Source organism: uncultured Adlercreutzia sp. (assembly GCA_910585575.1).
Lineage (GTDB): Bacteria > Actinomycetota > Coriobacteriia > Coriobacteriales > Eggerthellaceae > Adlercreutzia.
The window spans coordinates 1-21,323 of record CAJUFS010000041.1 but is presented as its reverse complement, the minus strand read 5'-3'; the positions used below and the strand labels follow the sequence as shown (position 1 = coordinate 21,323).

19 protein-coding genes are annotated in these 21,323 nt (G+C 61.8%); 6 read left to right on the top strand and 13 right to left on the bottom strand.

The genetic code is table 11. The features are described from left to right. Positions 1-346 precede the first annotated feature (346 nt). Positions 347-1,828 carry an FAD-dependent oxidoreductase gene (locus QZ307_RS06950; RefSeq protein WP_295997734.1) on the top strand — a complete coding sequence of 494 codons (1,482 nt, stop codon included), beginning with the start codon at positions 347-349 and terminating at the stop codon, positions 1,826-1,828. 106 nt (positions 1,829-1,934) lie between these two features. On the opposite strand, the gene glmU is transcribed toward QZ307_RS06950, so the two are convergent. Beyond that, positions 1,935-3,311, bottom strand: coding sequence for a bifunctional UDP-N-acetylglucosamine diphosphorylase/glucosamine-1-phosphate N-acetyltransferase GlmU (gene glmU, locus QZ307_RS06945; protein ID WP_295997732.1), 1,377 nt, complete (start codon positions 3,309-3,311; stop codon positions 1,935-1,937). 118 nt (positions 3,312-3,429) lie between these two features. Between glmU and QZ307_RS06940 the strand changes: the two genes are divergently transcribed. Then, positions 3,430-3,945 carry a DUF6125 family protein gene (locus QZ307_RS06940; protein ID WP_295997731.1) on the top strand — a complete coding sequence of 172 codons (516 nt, stop codon included), beginning with the start codon at positions 3,430-3,432 and terminating at the stop codon, positions 3,943-3,945. An 89-nt stretch (positions 3,946-4,034) separates the two neighbouring features. Here QZ307_RS06940 and QZ307_RS06935 read toward each other — a convergent pair whose 3' ends face one another. The 3 genes from QZ307_RS06935 to nhaA form a co-directional block, all read right to left on the bottom strand. Next, positions 4,035-6,839: a heavy metal translocating P-type ATPase gene (locus tag QZ307_RS06935; RefSeq protein WP_295997729.1), complete on the bottom strand. Its 2,805-nt coding sequence runs from the start codon at positions 6,837-6,839 to the stop codon at positions 4,035-4,037. An 11-nt stretch (positions 6,840-6,850) separates the two neighbouring features. Then, entirely contained in the window at positions 6,851-7,177 is a 327-nt protein-coding gene (locus tag QZ307_RS06930; RefSeq protein ID WP_295997727.1) for a metal-sensing transcriptional repressor, read from the bottom strand. A gap of 168 nt (positions 7,178-7,345) precedes the next feature. Further along, on the bottom strand, positions 7,346-8,956 hold the full coding sequence (nhaA, locus tag QZ307_RS06925) for a Na+/H+ antiporter NhaA (protein WP_295997724.1): 1,611 nt from the start codon (positions 8,954-8,956) through the stop codon (positions 7,346-7,348). Positions 8,957-9,163: 207 nt separating this feature from the next. On the opposite strand from nhaA, the gene raiA reads away from it, so the two are divergent. After that, positions 9,164-9,748 carry a ribosome-associated translation inhibitor RaiA gene (gene raiA / locus QZ307_RS06920; protein ID WP_275206905.1) on the top strand — a complete coding sequence of 195 codons (585 nt, stop codon included), beginning with the start codon at positions 9,164-9,166 and terminating at the stop codon, positions 9,746-9,748. Positions 9,749-9,751: 3 nt separating this feature from the next. Next, positions 9,752-9,970 (top strand): phosphopantetheine-binding protein, encoded by a 219-nt coding sequence (locus tag QZ307_RS06915; RefSeq protein WP_275206491.1) that lies wholly within the window; start codon positions 9,752-9,754, stop codon positions 9,968-9,970. 293 nt (positions 9,971-10,263) lie between these two features. Here QZ307_RS06915 and QZ307_RS06910 read toward each other — a convergent pair whose 3' ends face one another. Continuing rightward, positions 10,264-11,790 carry a folylpolyglutamate synthase/dihydrofolate synthase family protein gene (locus tag QZ307_RS06910; protein ID WP_295997721.1) on the bottom strand — a complete coding sequence of 509 codons (1,527 nt, stop codon included), beginning with the start codon at positions 11,788-11,790 and terminating at the stop codon, positions 10,264-10,266. A gap of 146 nt (positions 11,791-11,936) precedes the next feature. Here QZ307_RS06910 and QZ307_RS06905 point away from each other — a divergent pair, with 146 nt between their 5' ends. Next, the gene (locus tag QZ307_RS06905; protein ID WP_295997718.1) at positions 11,937-12,860 is read left to right on the top strand and encodes a CorA family divalent cation transporter; all 924 of its coding nucleotides are present in this window, start codon (positions 11,937-11,939) and stop codon (positions 12,858-12,860) included. Positions 12,861-12,905: 45 nt separating this feature from the next. Here QZ307_RS06905 and QZ307_RS06900 read toward each other — a convergent pair whose 3' ends face one another. The 4 genes from QZ307_RS06900 to glp form a co-directional block, all read right to left on the bottom strand. Further along, positions 12,906-13,481 (bottom strand): uracil-DNA glycosylase, encoded by a 576-nt coding sequence (locus QZ307_RS06900; protein ID WP_295997715.1) that lies wholly within the window; start codon positions 13,479-13,481, stop codon positions 12,906-12,908. A gap of 173 nt (positions 13,482-13,654) precedes the next feature. After that, positions 13,655-15,115: an alanine racemase gene (gene alr, locus QZ307_RS06895; RefSeq protein ID WP_295997713.1), complete on the bottom strand. Its 1,461-nt coding sequence runs from the start codon at positions 15,113-15,115 to the stop codon at positions 13,655-13,657. A 143-nt stretch (positions 15,116-15,258) separates the two neighbouring features. Beyond that, positions 15,259-15,738 (bottom strand): MogA/MoaB family molybdenum cofactor biosynthesis protein, encoded by a 480-nt coding sequence (locus QZ307_RS06890; protein WP_295997711.1) that lies wholly within the window; start codon positions 15,736-15,738, stop codon positions 15,259-15,261. A 108-nt stretch (positions 15,739-15,846) separates the two neighbouring features. Then, positions 15,847-17,103, bottom strand: coding sequence for a gephyrin-like molybdotransferase Glp (gene glp, locus QZ307_RS06885; RefSeq protein WP_295997709.1), 1,257 nt, complete (start codon positions 17,101-17,103; stop codon positions 15,847-15,849). Between the two features lie 190 nt (positions 17,104-17,293). On the opposite strand from glp, the gene QZ307_RS06880 reads away from it, so the two are divergent. Next, entirely contained in the window at positions 17,294-18,415 is a 1,122-nt protein-coding gene (locus QZ307_RS06880; protein ID WP_295997707.1) for a hypothetical protein, read from the top strand. 58 nt (positions 18,416-18,473) lie between these two features. Here QZ307_RS06880 and QZ307_RS06875 read toward each other — a convergent pair whose 3' ends face one another. From QZ307_RS06875 to QZ307_RS06860, 4 genes are all read right to left on the bottom strand, one after another. Further along, on the bottom strand, positions 18,474-18,788 hold the full coding sequence (locus QZ307_RS06875) for a helix-turn-helix transcriptional regulator (protein WP_295997705.1): 315 nt from the start codon (positions 18,786-18,788) through the stop codon (positions 18,474-18,476). Beyond that, positions 18,778-19,134: a type II toxin-antitoxin system RelE/ParE family toxin gene (locus QZ307_RS06870; RefSeq protein WP_295997703.1), complete on the bottom strand. Its 357-nt coding sequence runs from the start codon at positions 19,132-19,134 to the stop codon at positions 18,778-18,780. Before QZ307_RS06870 ends, QZ307_RS06875 begins: the two co-directional genes overlap by 11 nt. 289 nt (positions 19,135-19,423) lie before the next feature. Further along, positions 19,424-20,716 carry a phosphopyruvate hydratase gene (gene eno, locus QZ307_RS06865; RefSeq protein ID WP_295997701.1) on the bottom strand — a complete coding sequence of 431 codons (1,293 nt, stop codon included), beginning with the start codon at positions 20,714-20,716 and terminating at the stop codon, positions 19,424-19,426. A gap of 212 nt (positions 20,717-20,928) precedes the next feature. Continuing rightward, positions 20,929-21,323 (bottom strand): oleate hydratase (locus QZ307_RS06860; RefSeq protein ID WP_295997700.1); only part of this gene is annotated, 395 nt, incomplete at its 5' end.

Genomic DNA, 21,323 nt, shown 5'->3' with positions numbered 1-21,323 from the left:
GGGGTTCACCGAACCGGAGAACAGGATCATGCGCTTGGTCATCTCGGTCATGGACAGGTATCCCTTCTATAGGAACTTGCTGGTTGTCTCCATTGTAGTACGTCGCCAAGCGAGCCGCGACAAGAAACAGGCTGCGAAGCGGAAAACTCCTCTCTGCGCCCAACGCTGCGCGTCTTTTCTGCGTATCGGATACAGGAATCTGACGAACGCGAAACCTTGAGGAAGTCACCCACCGATGAGTCATTCGCCTTTCTATGATGAAGTTGCTGCTTGATCCGACAGCCCGTTCTTTTCGCCTCGGCTCCTCCGAACCAAGCGCCCCGTACCATCATTCAAGGAGGATTCCATGACTCAGTCTCGTTCCCTTTCCCGCCGCACCTTCGTGCGCCTGGCCGCCGGCACCACGGCTTTTGCCGCTCTCGGACTCTTCGGCTGCGCTGCGCCGCGCACCACCGTCAGCTCCACGCCGTCCCAAACCGTCACCTGCGATGTGCTGGTGGTAGGCGCAGGGGCTGCAGGCACATCGGCCGCCCTGCAAGCAGCCTCTGCTGGTGCGCATACCATCCTCATCGACAAAGCCGCCTGGCAGTCGGGGTCGAGTGCGTTGGCCATCGGCACCCTCTACGGCGCCGGCACCCAGTTGCAGAAAGCCCAGGGCATCGACGACACGCCCGACGCGCTGCTGGCCTACTTTATGACGCGTGGCGGCGACAAGCTGGATCCCGCCATGCAGAAGTTCTGCGCCGAGCATTTCGGCGAGACCATCGACTGGCTGCAAACCCTGGGCGTACCGTTCAAGGAAGAGGTCTCGCTCAAGGGCAGCGACACCGTCCCCCGTGGCCACAACATCGACGACCGCGACGAGGTGGCCCTGGCGGCGGTCACCCAGGCCGCTAAGGACGCCGGCGTGCAGTTCGTCTTCAACACCGAGGCCGATTCGCTTATTGTGGGCGACGATGGCACGGTGGAAGGGGTCATGGCCCTGGAGGGCCATCGCAACCTCATTGAGTACCAGGCCAAGCGCACCATTCTAGCCACGGGCGGGTTCTGCCGCAACGACGAGATGATCGCTGAGTACTGCCCCGACTACAAGGGCGTTTATACCGAAGTGGGCCCGGGCTGCACCGGCGAGGGCCTGCAGATGGGGCTCGATATTGGCGCAGCCTACCTGGGCCACGGCGGCACTAACGGCATTCTGGCCTGCCCCGTCGAGGCCGGCCAGTCGAAGCTCATCGACAAGAAGGCGCTTTGGGTCAATTCCGACGGCAAGCGTTTCGTCAACGAGGACGGGCAGACCCACGATGTGTACTACACCGTGGCGCACTTCCCCGATCAGGCCTTCTACGCCGTCTACGATCAGGCCATGGTCGACGCTTTGGACGACAAACTGGCCGCTGCTTTCCAGATGGGCCTGGACAAGGGCTACTTCGCCAAGGGCGACACGGTGGCCGAGGCAGCTGACAAGCTGAAGGTCGACGGCGCAGCCGCCCAGACGCAACTTGAGTCCTACAACGCGCTGGCTAAAGCCGGCAACGACACCGAGTACGGCAAGAAGGCCGAGAACCTGGTTGTCTTGGACAAGGCCCCCTACTACGTGCTGACCATGGGCGTATGCACCCACGGCAGCTTCGGCGGCTACCACGTGAACACCGACTTCGAAGTGCTGGATGAGGAAGAGCAGGTCATCCCCGGCCTGTATGCCGTGGGCGAGGTGAGCTGCGGCTCCTTTATCTACGACGACTACCCGGCAGGCGGTTGCGGGCTCAACTATGCCTACACCTCCGGCCGCTTTGCCGGTCAGAACGCGGCCGAGGCCGTACAGGCCTAAGCATCATCCCCCGCATCAACAAAGCCGCCGGCCCGCTGTCTTTCCACAGTGGGCCGGCGCTTTTTCGTAAAGGAAGGGAGCGATGGCGCCGTTCGGCGACGTCCTCCTATTTTTTCTTCTCGATGGGGTGAGCGGCTACCCAGCCTTCTACCTGCTGCTGCTTGGCGCGGCCCAGGGCTAGAGCGCCCGGAGCCACATCTTTGGTGATGGTGGAGCCTGCGCCCACAAGCGCCCCCTCGCCGATGGTGACCGGGGCCACCATCATGGTGTCGGAGCCAATAAAGGCACCGTCACCGATGACCGTGGGCCACTTGTTGGCGCCGTCATAGTTGCAGGTGATGGAGCCGGCGCCGATGTTCACGCCCTCGCCCATGGTGGTGTCGCCAATGTAGGAAAGATGCGGCACCTTCGAGCCCTTGCCGATGGTGGACTTCTTGATTTCCACGTGGGTGCCGGCCTTGGCCCCCTCGCACAGATGGGCCGCCGGGCGCAGGTAGGCACGCGGACCGCAGGTGGCGCCGTCGTCGATTTGGGCCTCCACGGCCACCGTCTCGTCGATAACGCAGCCCTTCCCCACTTTCGTGTCGGTCAGACGCGAGTTGGGGCCCACCACGCTGTCCTCGCCGATGGCGGTGGTGCCCATGAGCATGACGTTCGGCAGCAGCTCCACGTCGGGCTCGATGGTAACGTCGGGGCCGATCCACACGGTGGAGGGATCCATCATGGTGACGCCGGCGGCCATGTGCCGCTCGTTGATGCGGCGCTGCATGACCTTGGTGGCCTCGGCCAGCTGGCCGCGGGAGTTCACGCCCAGGCACTGCTCGGCGTCGTTAGTCTTGTAGGCCAGCACGGGGCGCCCCGCCGCGCGGGCAATGCCCAGCACGTCGGTAAGATAGAACTCGCCTTGGGCGTTGTTGGAATCCACCTGGGCCAGCGCATCGAAAAGCGCCTGGGCGTCAAAGCAGTAGAAACCCGAATTGCACTCGGTAATGGCCGCCTCTTCGACCGTGGCATCCTTCTGCTCCACAATGCGTTCCACCTCGCCGGCACCGTCGCGCACAATGCGGCCGTAGCCGAAGGGGTTGGCCAACTCCATGGTAAGCACCACCACGGCAGCCTGGTGCTCTTCGCGCAGAGCCACCATTTCGGCGATGGTTTCCGGGCGAATAAGCGGGCTGTCGCCGGACAGCACCACAACTGCACCGTCCAAATCACCCAGAGCCTCTTTGGCCGCCAGCACGGCATCGGCCGTACCGCGCTGCTGTTGCTGCACGGCTACTAGAGAATCGTCTTCTACCAGCGGGATAACCTGTTCGCGCTGGTGACCCACTACGGCCACCACCTTGTCGGCTCCAGCCTCCTTGGCCGCCTCCACGACCCAGCGCACGAGCGGACGGCCGAGCACCTCGTGGACGACCTTCGGCTTTTTCGACTTCATACGGGTGCCGGCGCCGGCAGCCAAAATAATCGCAGCAGTTTCCATGGGCGGCCCTTCTATAGCTGTTACGCGCACCTCTGCGCCTAATTCCAATTGGTTCAGTATAGCGCAAGGGCCCTATAATCACGGAAAGAGTCACCGTCGATGCATCCAAGGAGGAGCCATGGCCGAAGGACTGGAAAGCTACACCCGCGAGCAGCTGATCGAGCTTTTGGAGATCACCGCGAAGGACTTGATTGCCATCGACGGCACCTGGTTCCAATCCCTCGAGCGCGAACAGGGCATGGATACCGCCATGGAGCACGATCGTAACGCCTGGAAGCGCTTCGTTCCCAGCGAAGCACGGCGGCTGCGCGCGTTCCTGGGTCTTGACGAACATTCCGGCCTGGAGGGTCTGGCCCAGGCCCTTCCCCTGCGCTGTACCTCGCTGGCCAACGAATGGGAAATCATCTGGGAAGACGACGGCGCTCTCGTTTTCCGCATCACCAACTGCCGCGTCCAAAACGCCCGGGCACGCAAGGGTATGGAGTTTCATCCCTGCAAAAGCGTGGGCATCCTGGAGTATGGCGAATTCGCGCGCGCCCTTGATGACCGCCTGCGCTGCGAGTGCGTCAGCTGTTTTCCCGACATCACCGACGAAACTTGCAACTGCGCCTGGCGCTTCTGGATGGAGAACTAGCGGCTGGAATTCACCCCCGGGACGCAAAAAGGAGGCTGTCGCTTCACGGCGACAGCCTCCTTTGGTTTATTCACGCTAGACAGGCGCTGCTACTTGAATCGCTTGAGCAGCAGCGAGTTGCTGACGACGCTGACACTGGAGAGCGCCATGGCAGCGCCGGCGAGGGCAGGAGCCAGAATGCCCACCGCGGCCAGAGGGATCATGATGCAGTTGTAGATAAGCGCCCAGAACAGATTCTGCTTGATCTTGCGCATGGTGGCTTTCGACAGGCGCAGAGCCACTACCAGGTCGGACAGGCGGTTGCGCATGAGCACCACCGAGCCAGCGTCGAGGGCCACATCGGTGCCCGACGCCATGGCCACGCCGATGTCGGCCGCCGCCAGCGCCGGGGCATCATTGATGCCGTCGCCCACGAAAGCCACCACGGCATGCTTGCTGGCCGCTGCGTCCTGAGCCGCTTGCTGGGGCGATTCCAGAGGCAGCGGATCCGGCTGTCCGTCGCCATCGAGGATGATCGGGGCCTCGCGAAGCATCTCCTCGTCGAACGCCTCGGTTTCGCGGGCTTCCCTGCCTGCCGCGCGGAGCAGGGCCACATCCTCGGCCGCCTTCACGGCGCTGACGCAGGCCGCCTTCTCCAGCGGCTTGACACCCGCAAACACATGGTCGGCGGCAATGCCCACTTCGGCAGCAATGGCCTGGGCGGTAGCTTCGGCGTCGCCCGTTACCATATAAGAGATAACCCCGAAATCTTGGCGCAGCGTCTGCAGCGTGGCGGCGGCATCGGCCTTGGGCTCGTCGCGGAACTGAAGAGCGCCTGCAAGCGCCCCGTCAACCGTCACCGAAGAGCCACCTTCGGCGGCGTTCGCGCCAATGGCCACCGTATGCCCCTCGACAACGCCGCGAACCCCTTCGCCGACGATTGCCTCGAAGCTCTCCGCCGAAGGCAGCGCACCCATCCCCTTGCTTTCCGCATAGGCCACGACGGCGCGGGCCAGGGGGTGCTCACTTTTCGCCTCTACGGCAGCGGCCAGACGCAGAGCCTCGTCGGAGAGGCTGCAGGCCACCACCTGAGGCTCGCCCACGGTAAGCGTGCCCGTCTTGTCGAATACTGCGGCGCCTAGGTTGCCCATGGTTTCCAGCACGGTGCCATCCTTGATGAGCACGCCCAGCTGAGCGCCCTTCCCCATGCCCACGGTAAGCGCGGTAGGGGTAGCCAGGCCCAAAGCGCAAGGGCAGGCCACGCAGATGACGGCGATGGCCGGCATGAGCGCCTGCACCAAGCGCGCGCTCTCGTCCGCCGGCGGCACGACGAAGAACCACACGCAGAAGACGATCAGGGCGATGATGAGAATAGCCGGCACGAACACTGCGGCAATACGGTCGGCGATGCGCTGAATGGGCGCCTTCGTTCCCTGGGCGTCCTCGACCGCGCGCACGATGCGCGCCAACGTGGAGTCGGCCCCCACCCGCAGGGCACGCACCGTCACCGAGCCCGTGGTGTTTTGCGTGCCGCCGGTCACCGCGTCGCCCGCCGTCTTCACCACCGGCAGCGTCTCGCCCGTCAGCATGGACTCGTCCACCTCCGTGGCGCCTTCAGTGACCACGCCGTCCACGGGCATCTTCTCGCCCGGGCGCACCAGCACCGTGTCGCCAGCCACCACCTGGGCCAGCGGCACCTCGCGCTCTTCGCCGCCGCGCACCACGCGGGCCGTGGGCGGCGTCAGATTCATGAGCGACTCGATAGCCTGGTTCGTTGCTCCCTTGGCGCGGCTTTCCAGCATCTTGCCGAACAGCACGAAGGTGATGAGCATGGCACAGGTTTCGAAATAGGGCATGCCGTCGTTAACCGCCAGCGACACCTCGCCATGACCCCAGTCGCCCGTCACCACGGGAAGGAACGTAATCCAAAGGGAGAACAGGAACGCGATGCTGGTGCCCAGCGCCACCAGCACGTCCATATTGGCCGAACCGCCCTTCAGCGAGCCCCAAGCGCCTTTGTAGAAACGAGCACCGCAGCAGAACTGCACGGGGATGGTAAGCACCAGCAGTAGGATATTCGCGACAAACATAGCCTGCACATGCGTGGGATCGGCCACGAAGAGGCCGGCCAATGCGTTGCCGGTGGCCATGTGGGCCCCGGGCAGCATGCCGATGCCCACAATGAGCACCGTGAGCGCCGCCGCCACGCCGAACACCCAGCGATCGCGCTTGGCGCGAGCAGCCTCGCGGGCACGACGCTTCTCGTCCACTAGCGGCGCATCCTCGGGAATAAGCTCGGCGGTGAAGGCCAAGTTGTCGAACACGTGCAGCATGTCGTCCACGCTGGCCTGGGCGGGATCGAAGGTGACGCGCCCCGTGTTGTTAGCCAAGTTTACTGCCACATCGACGACGCCCGGCGTCTTACGATAGTGGCTCTCGATGGAGGCCGCGCAGTTGGCGCAGTGCATGCCCTCGATGGCCAGGCGCAGCGTGGCTTCCGCCGGAGCGTCCTCACTTGCGGAGTCGCCGACAGCGGTAGCAGCCGCGGGGTCGCTCGCTGCCGTGGCGGCCGCACCCGCTTCTCCCCCTGCCTTCGCAGCCGAGGCGTCTGACGCCCCTTCCGCCGCCTTCGCCTTATCCTTGGCGGCTTTCTCGGCAGCATCGGCAGCCAGTTCAGCCGCGAAGGGATGCACGCCGCTTTCAGGCATGACCGCCACCTTGAAGTTCGTATCATCCAGGGCATGAAGCAGATCGTCCAGCGTGACCCGACTCGGATCGAAGGTCACATCGGCCCACTGGCCGTCAAGACTTACATCCACCGCCGTAACACCGGGAAGATCCTCGTAATGGGTAGTCACATTGGCCACGCATTTTTTGCAATGCATGACCGCCGTAGCCAAACGGATGGTTTCCATAGTTTCGCTCCTTACTTGGCGAATCGCCGCATGAGGCCCATGACCTCTTCAATGACCTCGTCGTTGCCCTGTCGCACTTCTTCCACCACGCACGTGCGCATGTGCTCTTCCAGCACCAGCTCCGACACACGGCGCACCGCCGATTCGGCCGCCGCTAGCTGCGTGAGCACATCACCGCAGTAGCGGTTGTCGTCGATCATGGCCTTCACGCCGTTCAGCTGCCCGATAGCGCGGTTGAGTCGCTTTTGCACGTCGGCCTGCAGCGCTTCGCTGCGCGGCGTATGTTTGTGGCGGCAGCCGCAACTAGGCTGCGCCGCTTCCGCCGTTCGCTCTTCCATAGAAGCCGCTCCTTACGGTATGCCCGACAATGCCGGGCAGTCCTTTGCTTGAGATCTTTATACCCCTAGGGGGTATGTTCGTCAACCCTTGAGCATGCCACCCCCGACAACAAAAAAGGGCTCCGCCTCAACGGAGCCCCTCAATCGTTCGCACTACGCCAAGCGTGGTTACTCGCCGCGCGTGCCCGTTACGTCCTCGGCCTCTGCGGCCTCCGCCTCGTCGCGGGCCGCATCCACATGGACGACGAACTCAGCGATGCCACCCTCGTTGGCCAGCAGCTCGCGCACATCATCGATGGTGTCCTCGTCGGTCAGGCCGAGCACCACGTCATCGGCCACCTCGGCGGCTTCCTTGCCCGCCGTCTGGCGATGCACCTCGTCCAGCGAGGCAGACACGTAGGCAATGCCCTGGCGCTCGGCGGCCTTCGCCTGCATGAACAGGAAGAGGAAGCCCACCACGCCCGCCAAGAGCGACGCGGAAAGAATACCGATCTTCGCATCCGAGATAAGAACGGCCTCGGGGAAGGCCAGGTTGGCCACGAAGATAGCCATGGTGAAGCCCACGCCGCCCAAAATGCCAGCACCCAGCATGTGGATCCAGTTGACGTTCTCGGGCAAGCTGGCAATCTTGAACTTCACCGTGAGGAAGCTGAACAGCATGATGCCGATGGGCTTGCCCAAAAGCAGACCGAAGAACACGCCGAAGAACACCGGGCTCGTGACCATGGCCAGCACATCGCCGCCCAGGAAGCTGACGTCAGCGTTGGTCAGAGCGAACAGCGGCAGCACAGCGAAGTAGACCCAGGGATACAGCATGTGCTCCAAGCGTGTAGCCGGAGGCACCACCTGCTTGGCCACGCGGGACAGGCGCGACACCGTAGACATGTAGTCCTTCTGCAGCACCACGGGCTCCGTCTCGACGTAAGCATCGTTGGCCTCGCGCACGCGGTCGCCCGACCATTTCATGAACTCGGACAGGTTCACGCGGCTGCCCGTGGGAATGGTGAAGGCCAGCAGCACGCCGGCGATGGTGGAGTGCACGCCCGACATGAACACGGCGAACCACAGCAAGCAACCTACCAGCAGGTACGGGGCCAGCGAGTACACGTGAGCGCGGTTGAGGCACAGCAGCACCACCAGGATGACAGCCGCCACAGCCAGCCACATAAGCGAGGGGCTCTGGCCGTAGAAGATGGCGATGACCAAAATGGCGATGATGTCATCGGCCACAGCCAAAGTGGACAAGAACACGCGCACGCCGTTCGGCACGCGATTGCCCAAAAGCGCCATGATGCCCAGGGCAAAGGCGATATCCGTAGCGGTGGGCACGCCCCAGCCGTGGGACGTCTCGGGGTTAGCCGCGTTGAAGATCGAGTAGATGACAATGGGGGCCAGCACACCGCCAAAGGCCGCGATGATGGGCAGCGCCGCCTGGCGGATGTTCGTGAGCTCTCCCACGGTCATTTCGTACTTGATTTCCAAGCCCACCAACAGGAAGAATACCGCCATGAAAATATCGTTGATGATGTGGGCCAAAGACATCTCGCCGATGAAGCCGCCCACACCCACCACTACATGGGTATGCCAGAACTCCTCGAAGGGCTCGAAGGCCGGCGAATTCGCGATGATCAGCGCCACGATGGCGGCCAACAGCATGATGGCAGCGGCCTTGGTGGACGACCCCGTGAACTGAATGACCTTCAGCCAGCGACGCTGGTGCCCCTGCACCTCGTCAATAAAAATATGGTGGGGGTCAGGATTTTTTGCCGTAGGATCCATTCAACTTCCTCGCTTCTGTGTGTTTTTCGCAGCTCGTACGCTTGTAGGAAAACCATTTTCTTGCAACGCCAAATTACCCCATGAATATTAGCAGAATTGCGTTATGCTTGTTTCTCATGTTGATAAGCGGATACGCGCAACGCAGAAAACGGGAGCGCCCGCTTGCAACATACAATGTAAGAAGCGAAGTAAAAAGAGGTGGACATTATGACGATCACCGTGTCCGGACGCAAAATGCCCGTTACCGACGCCCTTCGTCAGTACGCTGAGGAAAAGGTTGGAAACGCTATTAAGGCTGTGGACGCCGACACCGTCTCCACGGAAATTGTTCTGTATACCGAAAAGAACCCGGCCAACCCGCTGCCGGCCATTTGCGAGGTCACTGTTCGCGTGAAGGGCCACATCGTTCGTGTGGAGGAAAGCGAAGAGGATATGTACGCCGCCATCGACGTGGCCGCCGCCAAGGTTGCCCGTCAGCTGCGCAAGTACAAGACCCGCGTGCTGGACAAGCGTGTTCGCGCCACCGAGAAGATCGTCGACTACGCCCACGAGGACGCCAAGCCGGCCGGCGAGCTCGATCTCGACCGCCTGATGGACGAGCTGTCCGAGGACGAAATCGTTCGTACCAAGGAAATGGAGTTCACGCCCATGACCCAGGACGAGGCGCTCGTCCAGATCGATCTGCTCGGTCACGACTTTTTCGCGTACACTGATCGTGACACCAACAAGGTGCACATTCTGTACCGCCGCGACGACGGCGGCTACGGCCTGCTGAAGCAAAAGGAGGACTAATCCATGGCCACTATCGACACCATCGCCACCGTCCTGGAGAACAACCTGGACATCGACCCCGCCACCGTGGTTCCCGAGGCCACCTTCGAGTCTCTGGGCATCGACTCCCTCGACATGGTCGAGCTCATCTGCGACCTTGAGGAAGCCTGCGAAGTCGACTTCGGCGAGCCCGAGGGTCTGGAGACCGTCGCCGACCTGGTCACTTACATCGATTCTCTGTAAGCTGCACCAGCAACGTTGCTTGCATAGCCCCGCGCGTCTCTGGCTCGCGGGGCTTTTTTGTGCCAAAAACCGGACAAAACTGCCAGCTCTCCGTGATTCGCCAACCCTCTCGAGAGCCTGCGTGGCCATTTTGGCTAGTTTCTTTCGTTTTGTTAGCACTTCTGCAAAGGCGCGTGCCTGCTTGAATCTGATCGCCCTCGTCGTTCCTGGGGTTTTACTCCCTCGCTCCCGCAGCAAAGACCACGAGCTCGAAAACCGATGTCCAAGGTGCTAACAAAACGAAAAATACCCTCTCAAGACAGCCCGTTCCTTAGACCGGAGATGGCGTACAGAGTTCCGAAGGCCACCACAACTCCCGCGCCCGCTTCCGAGGCAACTAGCGCCCGCGCTTGCGCCATCGCCTCGGCCGGCGCGGAGGTAGCTGAGGCCTCCAATTCGCACGCTTCCTGCAGATAAGCAGCCAGTTCGCCCCCGGGCAGAGCCCGAGGGCTTTCGGGCGTGTAGGTAACCACCCGCCGAGCCCAGGGTGCTACGGCTGTGGCCATAGCGCGGTAGTCCTTGTCCGCCAGCACGCCCATGACGAAGGTCACAGAGCCGAGCCCTTCTTCGCCCAGGGCATCGGCCAACGAGGCTGCTAGCGCCTGCGCCCCCTGAGGGTTGTGGCCGCCATCGATGATAGTGAGCGGATTGGAGGCCACCACCTCGAAGCGCCCAGGCCACTGAGCCGCCGCCACACCTGCGAACTGCGCATCGGCAGGAATATCCCAACCGCGCTCAACCAACACGCGTGCCGTTTCCAACGCCAAAGCCGCATTGGCCGGCTGGTAGCTGCCCAAAAGACGCGTCACGAACTCCGCGCCTTGGTAGGAGAAGTGGCGCAGTCCCAGGGGGACAGCAAGCAGCGCTGATGCTTCATTCGAGGCAAGAGAGGGCAACTCGCGCATTGCCGGCGAGACCGATTCATCCGCGGCCTGCGTCGGCTTTGCAATCTCATCCACACCCCCTAAAACCTCCTCGCTCGTCCCCCACTCCAGTGGCTCCACGTGCAAAGAAGCGAAATCTGGCATCGTCAGCGCGCAGCCCCGCTCGGCGCATACGCGCTCGATCACTGCCATAGCCTCCTCGTCCTGCGGCCACGACACTACGGGCACGCCAGGCTTGATGATGCCCGCCTTCTCTCCCGCCACCGCCGCCAGCGTGTCACCCAGCAAGTCGGTGTGGTCGAGCCCAATGCGAGCAATGACGCTCACCTCGGGGGCCTCGATGACATTCGTGGCATCCAGCCGACCGCCCAGGCCCACTTCCAACACCACCACATCACACATGCTTGAGCGAAAATGCTCGAAAGCCACCGCGGCCATCAGCTCGAACTCCGTGGGATGATCCCCTGTCCGCTTCTCCACGGCCTCAGCGCAAGGACGCACCGCTGCTACGGCTCGGGACAGCTCCTCGGTGGTGATGTTGGCGCCGTTTACGCGGATGCGCTCTTCGAAGCATTCGATAAAGGGGCTCGTGAACAAGCCCACGCGGTAGCCAGCCGCCTGCAGGATGGACGCCAGGTAAGCGCAGGTCGACCCCTTGCCGTTTGTGCCCGCTACGTGGACGAAGCGCAGGTCATCCTGGGGACGTCCAAGTTCTTCCAGCAGGGCCACCATGCGGTCGAGGCCTAACCGAGAGGCTTGCCAGCGCGGAGTGTTGATCCACGCCACCGGATCGATCGGCGTCTGGTCGCCCGCGCTTGCGCCCGCGACACTCCCGTCGCCTGCGCTTGCGCTCGCAGAACCGTCGTCGGACACCACTGCGTCTTTTTCCCGCATCATTGCCTGCATCCTCCTCGGGCCATAAAGCCCTTCCAACCGTTTTCTAACAAACACCCTGACAAGCAGGCTCATCTTGGGGCTCATTCTATACTACTGGACAGGGAATATATTCACGCACTGGCATAAGGAGCTGAAAGGAGAGCATCATGGCCATCGTCTACGACCTTAATCGGCCCGACCCCCTTGCTGCGCCCTGCGATGCCGCGACCTGCAAGCCGCCGCTTATCAAGATCCTGACCTCTCACGAGTTCAGCCAACTGCCCAACATCTCCCTGGAAGGCCGCGAAGGTCTGGCGGCCCTAGAGCCCGCCGAGGCCAACTTCGTGGAGCTTTACCCCTCGTTCATTATCGGCTCTTTCGCCGTACCCGATAAAACCGATCCCACCAGCGATCCCGACCGCCTGGCCTTCTACCTGGAGAACGACCACCTCATCATTATCGATGACGGTAATATCGCCCAGGAGCTGCTGAAGAAAATCAAGGCCAGCGGCATGCTTACGAAGCCAACTACCTCGCATGCGCTCTACGCTTTCATGAAGACGCTCATCGCCGACGACTTCACGTGGTTCTCGGTTATGGAAGATGCCATGGAGGCCCTTGAGGAAACCATGCTCACCGACAACGGCGAGGTATCGGTGCAAACCATCATGAGCTATCGGCGGGCTGCTATGCGCATGGGCTCCTACTACCAGCAAATTGCCGTCATGGCCGACCTCATTGCCGACAACGAGAACAAGGTCATGACGCGCGAAGAGGCGCACGCATTCGCCCATGTGGTCACCCACGCCAACCACCTGGCCGATCGGGCCGACATGCTGCGCGAGTACAGCCTGCAGCTGTACGAACTGCATCAGACGCAAATCGACCTGAAGCAGAACTCCACTATGCAGATTCTGACCATCGTCACGGTCATGTTCGCACCGCTTACCCTGGTCACGGGCTGGTTCGGCATGAACCTCACAGTGCTGCCGGGCCTGGATTGGCCCTATATGGCCTTCACTATCATCGGGCTGGCCCTCATTATGATTGTGGTCATGGTGGTGTTCTTCAAGAAGAAGAACTGGCTGTAGCCCCGGTCGCCTCGCAGGACGAGCGGGCAGGCCGATGCCGCGACGCTAATTACTTGCAGGTCGCGTACCCAGCAGCTCGCCTAATGTGGCGAAATCGTTCTCGAGCGCCTCGCGCTTCTTGCCATCGTAGAGGGCCGCCGCCGGGTGGAAGATGGGGAACACTTTGAAGCGCCCTGCCTGCTGCAGCGTGCCATGCAAGCGCGTGATGCCCACGTCGGTCTTCAGGATGAACTTCGTGGAGAAGTTGCCCAGGGTGACAATAAACTCCGGATTGATGGTGCGCGTCTGCTCGCGCAGAAACGGCGTGCAGGCCTGGATTTCCTCGGGACGCGGATCGCGGTTGGAGGGCGGCCGGCACTTCAGCACGTTGGCGATGAACACCTCTTCGCGGGTGAGGCCCGCAATGGCTAGAAGCTCGCTGAGGTATTTGCCCGCCGCGCCCACAAAGGGCTCGCCTTGCAAATCCTCGTTCTTGCCCGGCGCCTCGCCCACTATAAGCACGCGCGCATGGGGGTCACCCGTACCGAACACCGTCTGCGTGCGGCCATCGCACAAGGGACAGCGTCGGCATTCCGCCACTTCGGCCCTTAGCTGATCAAGGGGAATATGAGTATGCTCCATATTTTTTATCTCCAATCTCAGGAATGCGCCCAAGGAAGCCAGCGAGGGTCCGACAGGTGCCTGGAATCGTGCTGAACCGCGGCTGAGCGTACTTCGCTACGCGAAGGAAAGCGGTGAAGTGCGAGGCCAGGTGCCTGTCGGAACCGCAGCGTCGGCGCCCCGTATATATAAATTTATTTATATATACGGGGCAGGCGCGAGCAGCCGAAGCCAATGGCCACTTCATGTTGAATAGTGCCCAGCGTCTCGGCCATCTGGTCGATGGTGATGGAGGCCTCGCCTTGCTCGCCCACGATGGTTACCTCGTCGCCAATTTGCGGATCGATGTCGCTGCGCTGCCGCAGGTTCACCTCGAACATGCACTGGTCCATGCAGATATTGCCCACCTGGTGGAAGCGGCGACCGCCCAGCAGCACATCGGTGCGACCGGAAAGCCCCCGCCGGAAACCGTCGGCATAGCCGATGGGCAGCGTGCACACCTTCACAGCGCCGGGGCTGCGGTAATGAAGGCCGTAGCTGACGCCCTCCCCCACTGGCAGCGTCTTCACGTCGGTGATGCGCGCCTTCACCGCCATGGCCGGCTTGAGCTCAATGAGCGGATACGCCTCGGGGCACGGATAGAACCCGTACAGCGAAATGCCCAGGCGCACCATGTCCAGCTGCACATCGGGATAGCGAATGGCCGCCGCGGAGTTGGCCGCGTGCACGATGCCCGGGTTGATGCCGGCAGCCCGCAAAGCGTTCACCGCTTCGGCGAACCGCTTCACTTGACGGTCGAAATCGATAGTGCCGGGACAGTCGGCTGTGGCGAAGTGCGTGAAAGTGCCCTCCATGTCGAGCGCGCGATGGAACGAGATCTGCCGCACGAAATCGACGACTTCGTCGTAACGCACGCCGATGCGATTCATACCCGTGTTCACCTTCAGATGGAAGGGAGCCCGCGACCCGAAGGCGTCGGCCGCTTCCCCATAGGCGATGGCGAACTCCGCCGTGTACACGCTGGGCATGATCTTGTAGGCCAACAGCAGCGGAATGGCCGTCTCGGGGGGCTGGCCCAGCACCAAAATGGGAGCGTTAACCAGGGCTTCGCGCAGCTGAATGGCCTCGTCCACCGTGGCCACGCCCAAGTACTCCGCGCCGGAGTTAAGCGCGGTTTTCGCGCACTGCACCGCGCCATGACCGTAGGCATCAGCCTTCACCACAGCCATAAGCCGTGTACCCGGGCGCAGGCTGTGCTTGACCACCGAGGCATTGTGGCGGATGGCATTAAGGTCGATTTCCACCCATGACCAGCGGCGATCCACTTCGGGAATGCGCGCCAGCTTGTCGGGATCGAAGCGAGGCTTTCCCGAGTTGGCGGTGCCCGCTTCCGCAAAGCGCAGAATGTCGGCCGCGGCATTGGAGCGCGGCGCCAGCCCAAACCCATTCGCCGTGGCACCGACGCCCTCAGCGGCTCCCGCCGCGGACGCCGAGCCCGCGCCCTGGGGTTGCCAGGCCCCGGCCGCTGAGCGCTCCTGCTTGCGCGTCACAAAGGACGTGTCATCATAGCGGGATGAGCGCAACGCATCGCCCGCAGAGACAAAGTTCGGGTCACGTCGGGAAAACCCCGTGAACCCATTGGGAAGATCGGCCATAACGCACTACCTCAGACTCGCTGTTTCTATCACGGATGACAGTATAGCCCTTTGCGGCCACTGCCACAGTCCGAACAACGCGAGGGGCGCCCGTGGACGCCCCTCGATGCTCGAACAACCAAATAACGCCGAAGCGCACCGTCCTAGTGGCCGCCGCCGCCCATCATGGACACGGCGTGGGGCAGCACCTCGACAATGCCCTCCCAGTTCTCGGTGGCCGCCTTCGTGGAACCGGGCAGGTTGATGATGAGGGTGCGACCGCGCTGAGCGCAGACCGCCCGGGACAGCATGGCGCGCGGCGTGATGGCCATGCTGTGGGCACGCATGGCCTCGGCAATGCCGGGCACCAGGCGATCGGCCACATCGGCCGTGGCATCAGGGGTGACGTCGCGCAGCGAAAGTCCGCTGCCTCCGCAGGTGATGACAATGTCCGCGTCGGTGTTGTCGCAGGCGTTGATGAGCGCGCCCGCAATAAAGGGGCGCTCATCGGTTTCCACGATGCGCTCGAGGCATTCCCATCCCTGATCGGCAATGAGCGCCTCCAGCTTCTGTCCCGCCTCGTCGGTGTCCTTCGAACGCGTATCGGAACAGGTGATAATGTAGAACTTGAGCGTGTCAGCCATGCTCTGCCTTTCTCTTAAAGGCGGCGCGCTGCGGCGCGCCGATCATTCCGTTGCCTTCCCTCGGCGCTGGTTGCTGCTTTGCACGCCGCGCCTTTTCGGCCCCGTGCCCTACAGGGCCACTTCCTCGGGCACATCCAGAAGGATGCAGTCCACCCAGGAGCCCGCCGGCTGGGGCTCCGTGCCATCGGGCATGATAGCCATGCTGTTCGTCTTCTGGATAACGCCGAACAGCCCAGAGCTCTGGTTGCGGGCCGGCGTCACCTCATAGGTGCCGTCCTCGGCGCGGGTCAACACCGAGCGCAGGAAAATGCGGCGCGGATCCTTGTTTTTCTCATCGGAGGTCAAGCGTGCCTTCACCACCGGATGGTCCATGCAGGTATAGCCCTGCATGGTGCGCAGAGCCGGACGGATGAGCATCTGGAAGCCCACATAGGCCGCCGCCGGGTTGCCGGGCAGCCCGAAGACCGGCGTCCCCTCCACCAAGCCGAAGGTTTGAGCCTTCCCCGGGCGCATGTTCACCGTGGTCATCTTGAGTTCGCCCAGCTCGGCCACTACCGGCTTGATGAAATCGTAATCGCCGTTGGCGGCACCGCCCGTGGTCACGACGAAGTCGTACTCGCGCGCCGCCGCAGCCACGGCATCGCGCAGAGCCTCGAAGGTGTCCTCCACGATAGGCAGCATAACGGCCTCGGCTCCGGCGCTGCGGGCGCAGGCAGCCATGGCGTAGCTGTTGGAGTTGCGGATCTTACCGGGACCAGGCACCTCGGTGGGGGGCACCAACTCGCTGCCCGTGGCGATGATAGCCACGCGCGGACGGGCGTACACCGGCACCTCCAGCACGCCGCAGCCGGCCAAGAAACCCACGCCAGCATCGCCCAGCACCTCGCCGGCCCGCACGATCACTTCACCAGCACGCGCTTCCTCGCCAGCCTCGCGAATATTGGAGCGCTCTTTGGTAGGGGCCGCGAAGGCTACGGTCGAGCCCGTCTTGCCATCGCCTTCCACCACATCAACGATTTCGTACTTCACCACGGCATCGGCGTCGGCCGGCAGGCATGCGCCCGTCATAATGCGCACGCACTCACCAGGAGCGATGGCGCCCTCGAACACGTCGCCGGCGCCGATCTCGCCGATCACGCGCAACGAAACGGGAGCTTCCGGAGTCGCGCCGGCCAAGTCGGCACCGTGCACGGCAAAGCCGTCCATGGCGGAATGGGCGAAGGGCGACACATCGATATCGCTCGTCAGATCCTCAGCCACAACGCGGCCCACCGCGTCAAGAAGCCCCACGCGCTCGACGGGCATTGTCGCCATAGCGCCCGTCACCAGCGCCCGCGCTTCCTCCAGCGGAATCATTTCTTTCACAAGTCCCCCCTTCTGGAATGGCCCAACGGCCCCTCCGCAATAATCTTGCCCGTGGTTCCAGGCACTCATGATGTTTTCCCAATTATAGCGATCCAAGAATATCTGAGAACCCTCTCTGCCGTGCTTGCGCGGGAAAGACATTGCTACAATGAAATCTAACACCCGCGTCCTCACGGAAAGAAGGCCGACTATGAGCTTTCAGGTTACCCCCTACACACCGCCCAATTTCGACCTTCCCCATTTGGCTGCCGCGCCCAACGTGCGCCTGGAGCCGGCACCCAAAGACTTCGTGGCGCCTCTGGACTACCACGCCATGTCCATCTATCCGGAATACCTGAAACTTGACGGCCAGTGGACGCTGGCCGAGGACAGCCGTATGGACTGCGTGGCCGTGGTAGAGAACGAGCGCATTTTTGTACGCGAGTTTCGCCACATCAAAAAAGGCGACCTTATTGCCTGCGGGCGCTCCGAAAACGGTGAAGAGGGCATCCTGGTGTACACCGACGGCTTCAAGAGCCCCAGCAACGACAAGGGCATTGCCCCTGTAGCGGGAGGTCACGACAACTTCGCCTTCCGTGTAGGCCGCTCCCGCGAAACCGCTTTTTCGCGCGATTACGACGAGCTGTACGAGCTGCTGCGTCACGACCGTGAGCACGGCTCCATTGTGTGGGTGATGGGACCCGCCTTCACCTTTAACGGCTACTCCCGTGAAGCCTTCTCGAAAATTATCGATGCCGGCTACGTCGATGCCGTCTTCGCTGGCAATGCCCTAGCCACCCATGATCTGGAAGGAGCCTACTTCCATACCTCGCTGGGCCAGGACATCGACACGCAGGAGAACCGCCCCAACGGACACTACCACCACTTAGACACCATCAACCGGGTGCGCTACTGGGGTTCCATCGACAAGTTCATCGCCGAAGAAGGCGTGCACGACGGCATCATGTACAGCCTGGAGAAGAACCACGTTCCCTATGTGCTCGCTGGCTCTATCCGCGACGATGGCCCGCTGCCCGGTGTGTTCGGCAACGCCTATCAGGCCCAGGATGTCATGCGCACCCACATTCGCAAAGCCACCACCGTCATTTGCATGGCCACTATGCTCCATACCATTGCCACGGGCAACATGACGCCTTCCTACCGCGTGATGCCCGACGGCACCGTGCGCCCCGTGTACTTCTACTGCGTGGACGTGGCCGAGTTCGCCGTGAACAAATTGGTCGACCGTGGCAGCCTGGCCAGTCGCGGCATTGTCACTAACGTGCAGGACTTCATTGCCCACGTGGCCAAGGGATTGGGCTTGACGGACTAGAAATCACCTTGATCGGCGGCCGCCTTTTGTGACGACCGCCGATCACGAACTCCCTTCGCTACACACACGTTGCACTGTCTCCGACAGCCCGCTCGTCTTTTGGCACGAAAGCAATCTGCAAATACATGCCCATCCCGTCCGCAAGGCGCTGCAACACCTTAATTGAAGGATTACGGGCACCGCTCTCGATACGACTAATTTCCGTCTGGGCAATGCCTGTTCTCTCTGCCAGCTCTTGCTGTGTGAGGTTTTGGCTGCGACGAGCTTCCACCATTGCAAGCATGAGAGCCGCTTCTGGCTGATACTCGTATTTAGTCGCAGCAAACTCTGAGTCGGTGCGCTCCTGATCTTCAATAAACTGTTTAAGCTTCATAACCATACCTCCTGAGATAATCGCCTCGTCTCATCTCGGCCAGTCTTATTTCTCTTAGCGGCGTCTTCCTTGTCTTCTTCAGAAAGCCATTCGTTACGACTATTACTCGGCTGCCACAATAAAAGAACAGGAGCCTGACGCTTTCCGAGCCCCATTGGCATCTCAGCTCAAAGATGCCTTTGCCAAGCGGCTTCGTATACGGCTCTCGTAAATCGGGACCTCCCTCCTCCAAAACCTCAAGATAAGTAGTGGTCTTTCTTCGCAGTTTCGGAGGCAAGCCGCCTAGAAAGTCGCTTACAGGACAGCTTCCCTGATCGGTCTCGTACAGCTCAATCTCGTATCTCATTCGTGCTCCTTCCCATAGTATGAGATATAACTCATTTCATCAACACTATGAAAGGAGGGAGCGCCATCCATATACGGGCAGCCTCCCACGGCTGTCCTTGGCATGATGCGAAGTTAGGAGGACGAAACCCCAGCCATTCTTTCTAACCACAGATTACCATGTTATTAGAACAAATGTTCTTGTATATGCAGTGCTTTATCGAACCGTCATGTTCCATCAAACGCCGCTGCAATACAAAAAGGGGCGCCCCTTGCGGGACGCCCCTGCGTGCGCATATCTTTCGGTAAATTTAGCGCTTGATGTTGTAGAAGGCGTTCATGCCGGCGTAGGTGGCCTGGGTGTCCAGCTGCTCCTCAATGCGGATAAGCTGGTTGTACTTGGCCACGCGGTCGCTTCGGCAGGGAGCACCGGTCTTGATCTGGCCGGTATTGCAGGCCACCGACAGATCGGCAATGGTCACGTCCTCGGTCTCGCCGGAACGGTGGCTCATAACGCAGGCGTAGCCGGCCTGCTTGGCCATCTCGATGGCCTCGAGCGTCTCGGTCAGCGAGCCGATCTGGTTCACCTTGATGAGAATGGCGTTGGCGCAGCCCAGCTCGATGCCCTTGGCCAGACGCTTGGAATTGGTCACGAACAGGTCGTCGCCCACCAGCTGCACGCGGTCGCCGATGCGGTCGGTCAGCTTCTTCCAGCCATCCCAGTCCTCCTCGGCCATGCCGTCCTCGATGGACACGATGGGATACTTGTTGACCAGGGCCTCCCAGTAATCCACCATCTCGTCGGAGGTGAGCTCGCGGCCCTCGCCCGCCAACACGTACTTACCCGTCTCGGCGTTGTAGAACTCGGTGGAAGCCGGATCCATGGCGAACAGGATATCGGTGCCCGGCTTGTAACCAGCCTTCTCGCAAGCCTCCACAATATAGGCCAGGGGCTCCTCGTTGGTCTTCAGATTAGGCGCGAAGCCGCCCTCGTCGCCCACACCACCGCCAAGGCCAGCGTCGTGCAGGACCTTCTTCAGGGTATGGTAGATCTCGGCGCACCAGCGCAGGGCCTCCGCAAAGGTGGGGGCGCCCACGGGCATGATCATGAACTCCTGGAAGTCCACGTTGTTGTCGGCATGCACACCGCCATTGAGGATGTTCATCATGGGGGTGGGCAGCACGTGGGCATTGGCGCCGCCAACGTACTTGTACAGCGGCAGCTCGGCCGCCTCGGCAGCGGCATGGGCCACAGCCAGCGAAGCGCCCAGAATGGCGTTGGCGCCGAAAGCGCCCTTGTTGTCGGTGCCGTCGGCCTCGATCATCACCTGGTCCACCAGGCGCTGATCCTCGGCCTCGATGCCCAGCAGGGCCTCGGCAATTTCGCCATTCACATGGGACACCGCGTCGAGCGTGCCCTTGCCCAGATAGCGATTCTTGTCGCAATCGCGCAGCTCAACGGCTTCGAAAGCGCCCGTGGAAGCGCCCGAGGGCACCGCCGCGCGGCCGAAGGAGCCGTCCTCCAGCACAACTTCCACTTCGACGGTGGGATTACCGCGGGAATCAAGAACCTCGCGCCCGTACACATCGATGATGACGCTCATGAATGCCTCCTTGAAGGTAGATTGATGCTCTCACTCAGCGTATGCCATCATAGCACGAGGATTGCCGAAAAGAGAGCTGCCACCTTACCGCCTTCCAAGAATGGATGAATTGCGCAGGCAGAAGCAGTAAACCCATCCCCTAGGGCGACGAGGCCCGCTCCATCCCCTGGAGCGGGCCTCGTTGTTGCATGCGGTTTGTCAGCTAACGGCTTCTAGTGAATACCAGGCCACACGGCACCCGTAGCGGGGCCCTTTACGTCAGCGTTCTTGTCAGTGGTGGGAATGACGCCATATTCCTTCAGCAGGCCGTAGATGTCGGTATCCTCAATCTCCTTCAGGCCCTTCGACAGCATCAGCTTCTCCATCAAGCTCATGTTCATGTCCGTAGCCGGCTTGCCGTCGCGCAGCAGCACCGTGGCGTTCAGCAGGCAACGCAAATCGTAGACGCTCCCCCACACCTCGGGCACGCCGCGGTCGATGTCGAGCAGCGTGTAGACCGCCTCCATGCCGGTGCGCATGGAGTATTCGGTGGTGAAGATGGTGTCGCGCGGCGTTTCGGCGAACTGGCCGATGAAGGCGAAGTTCACAGCGCCCTCGGGCACCACGT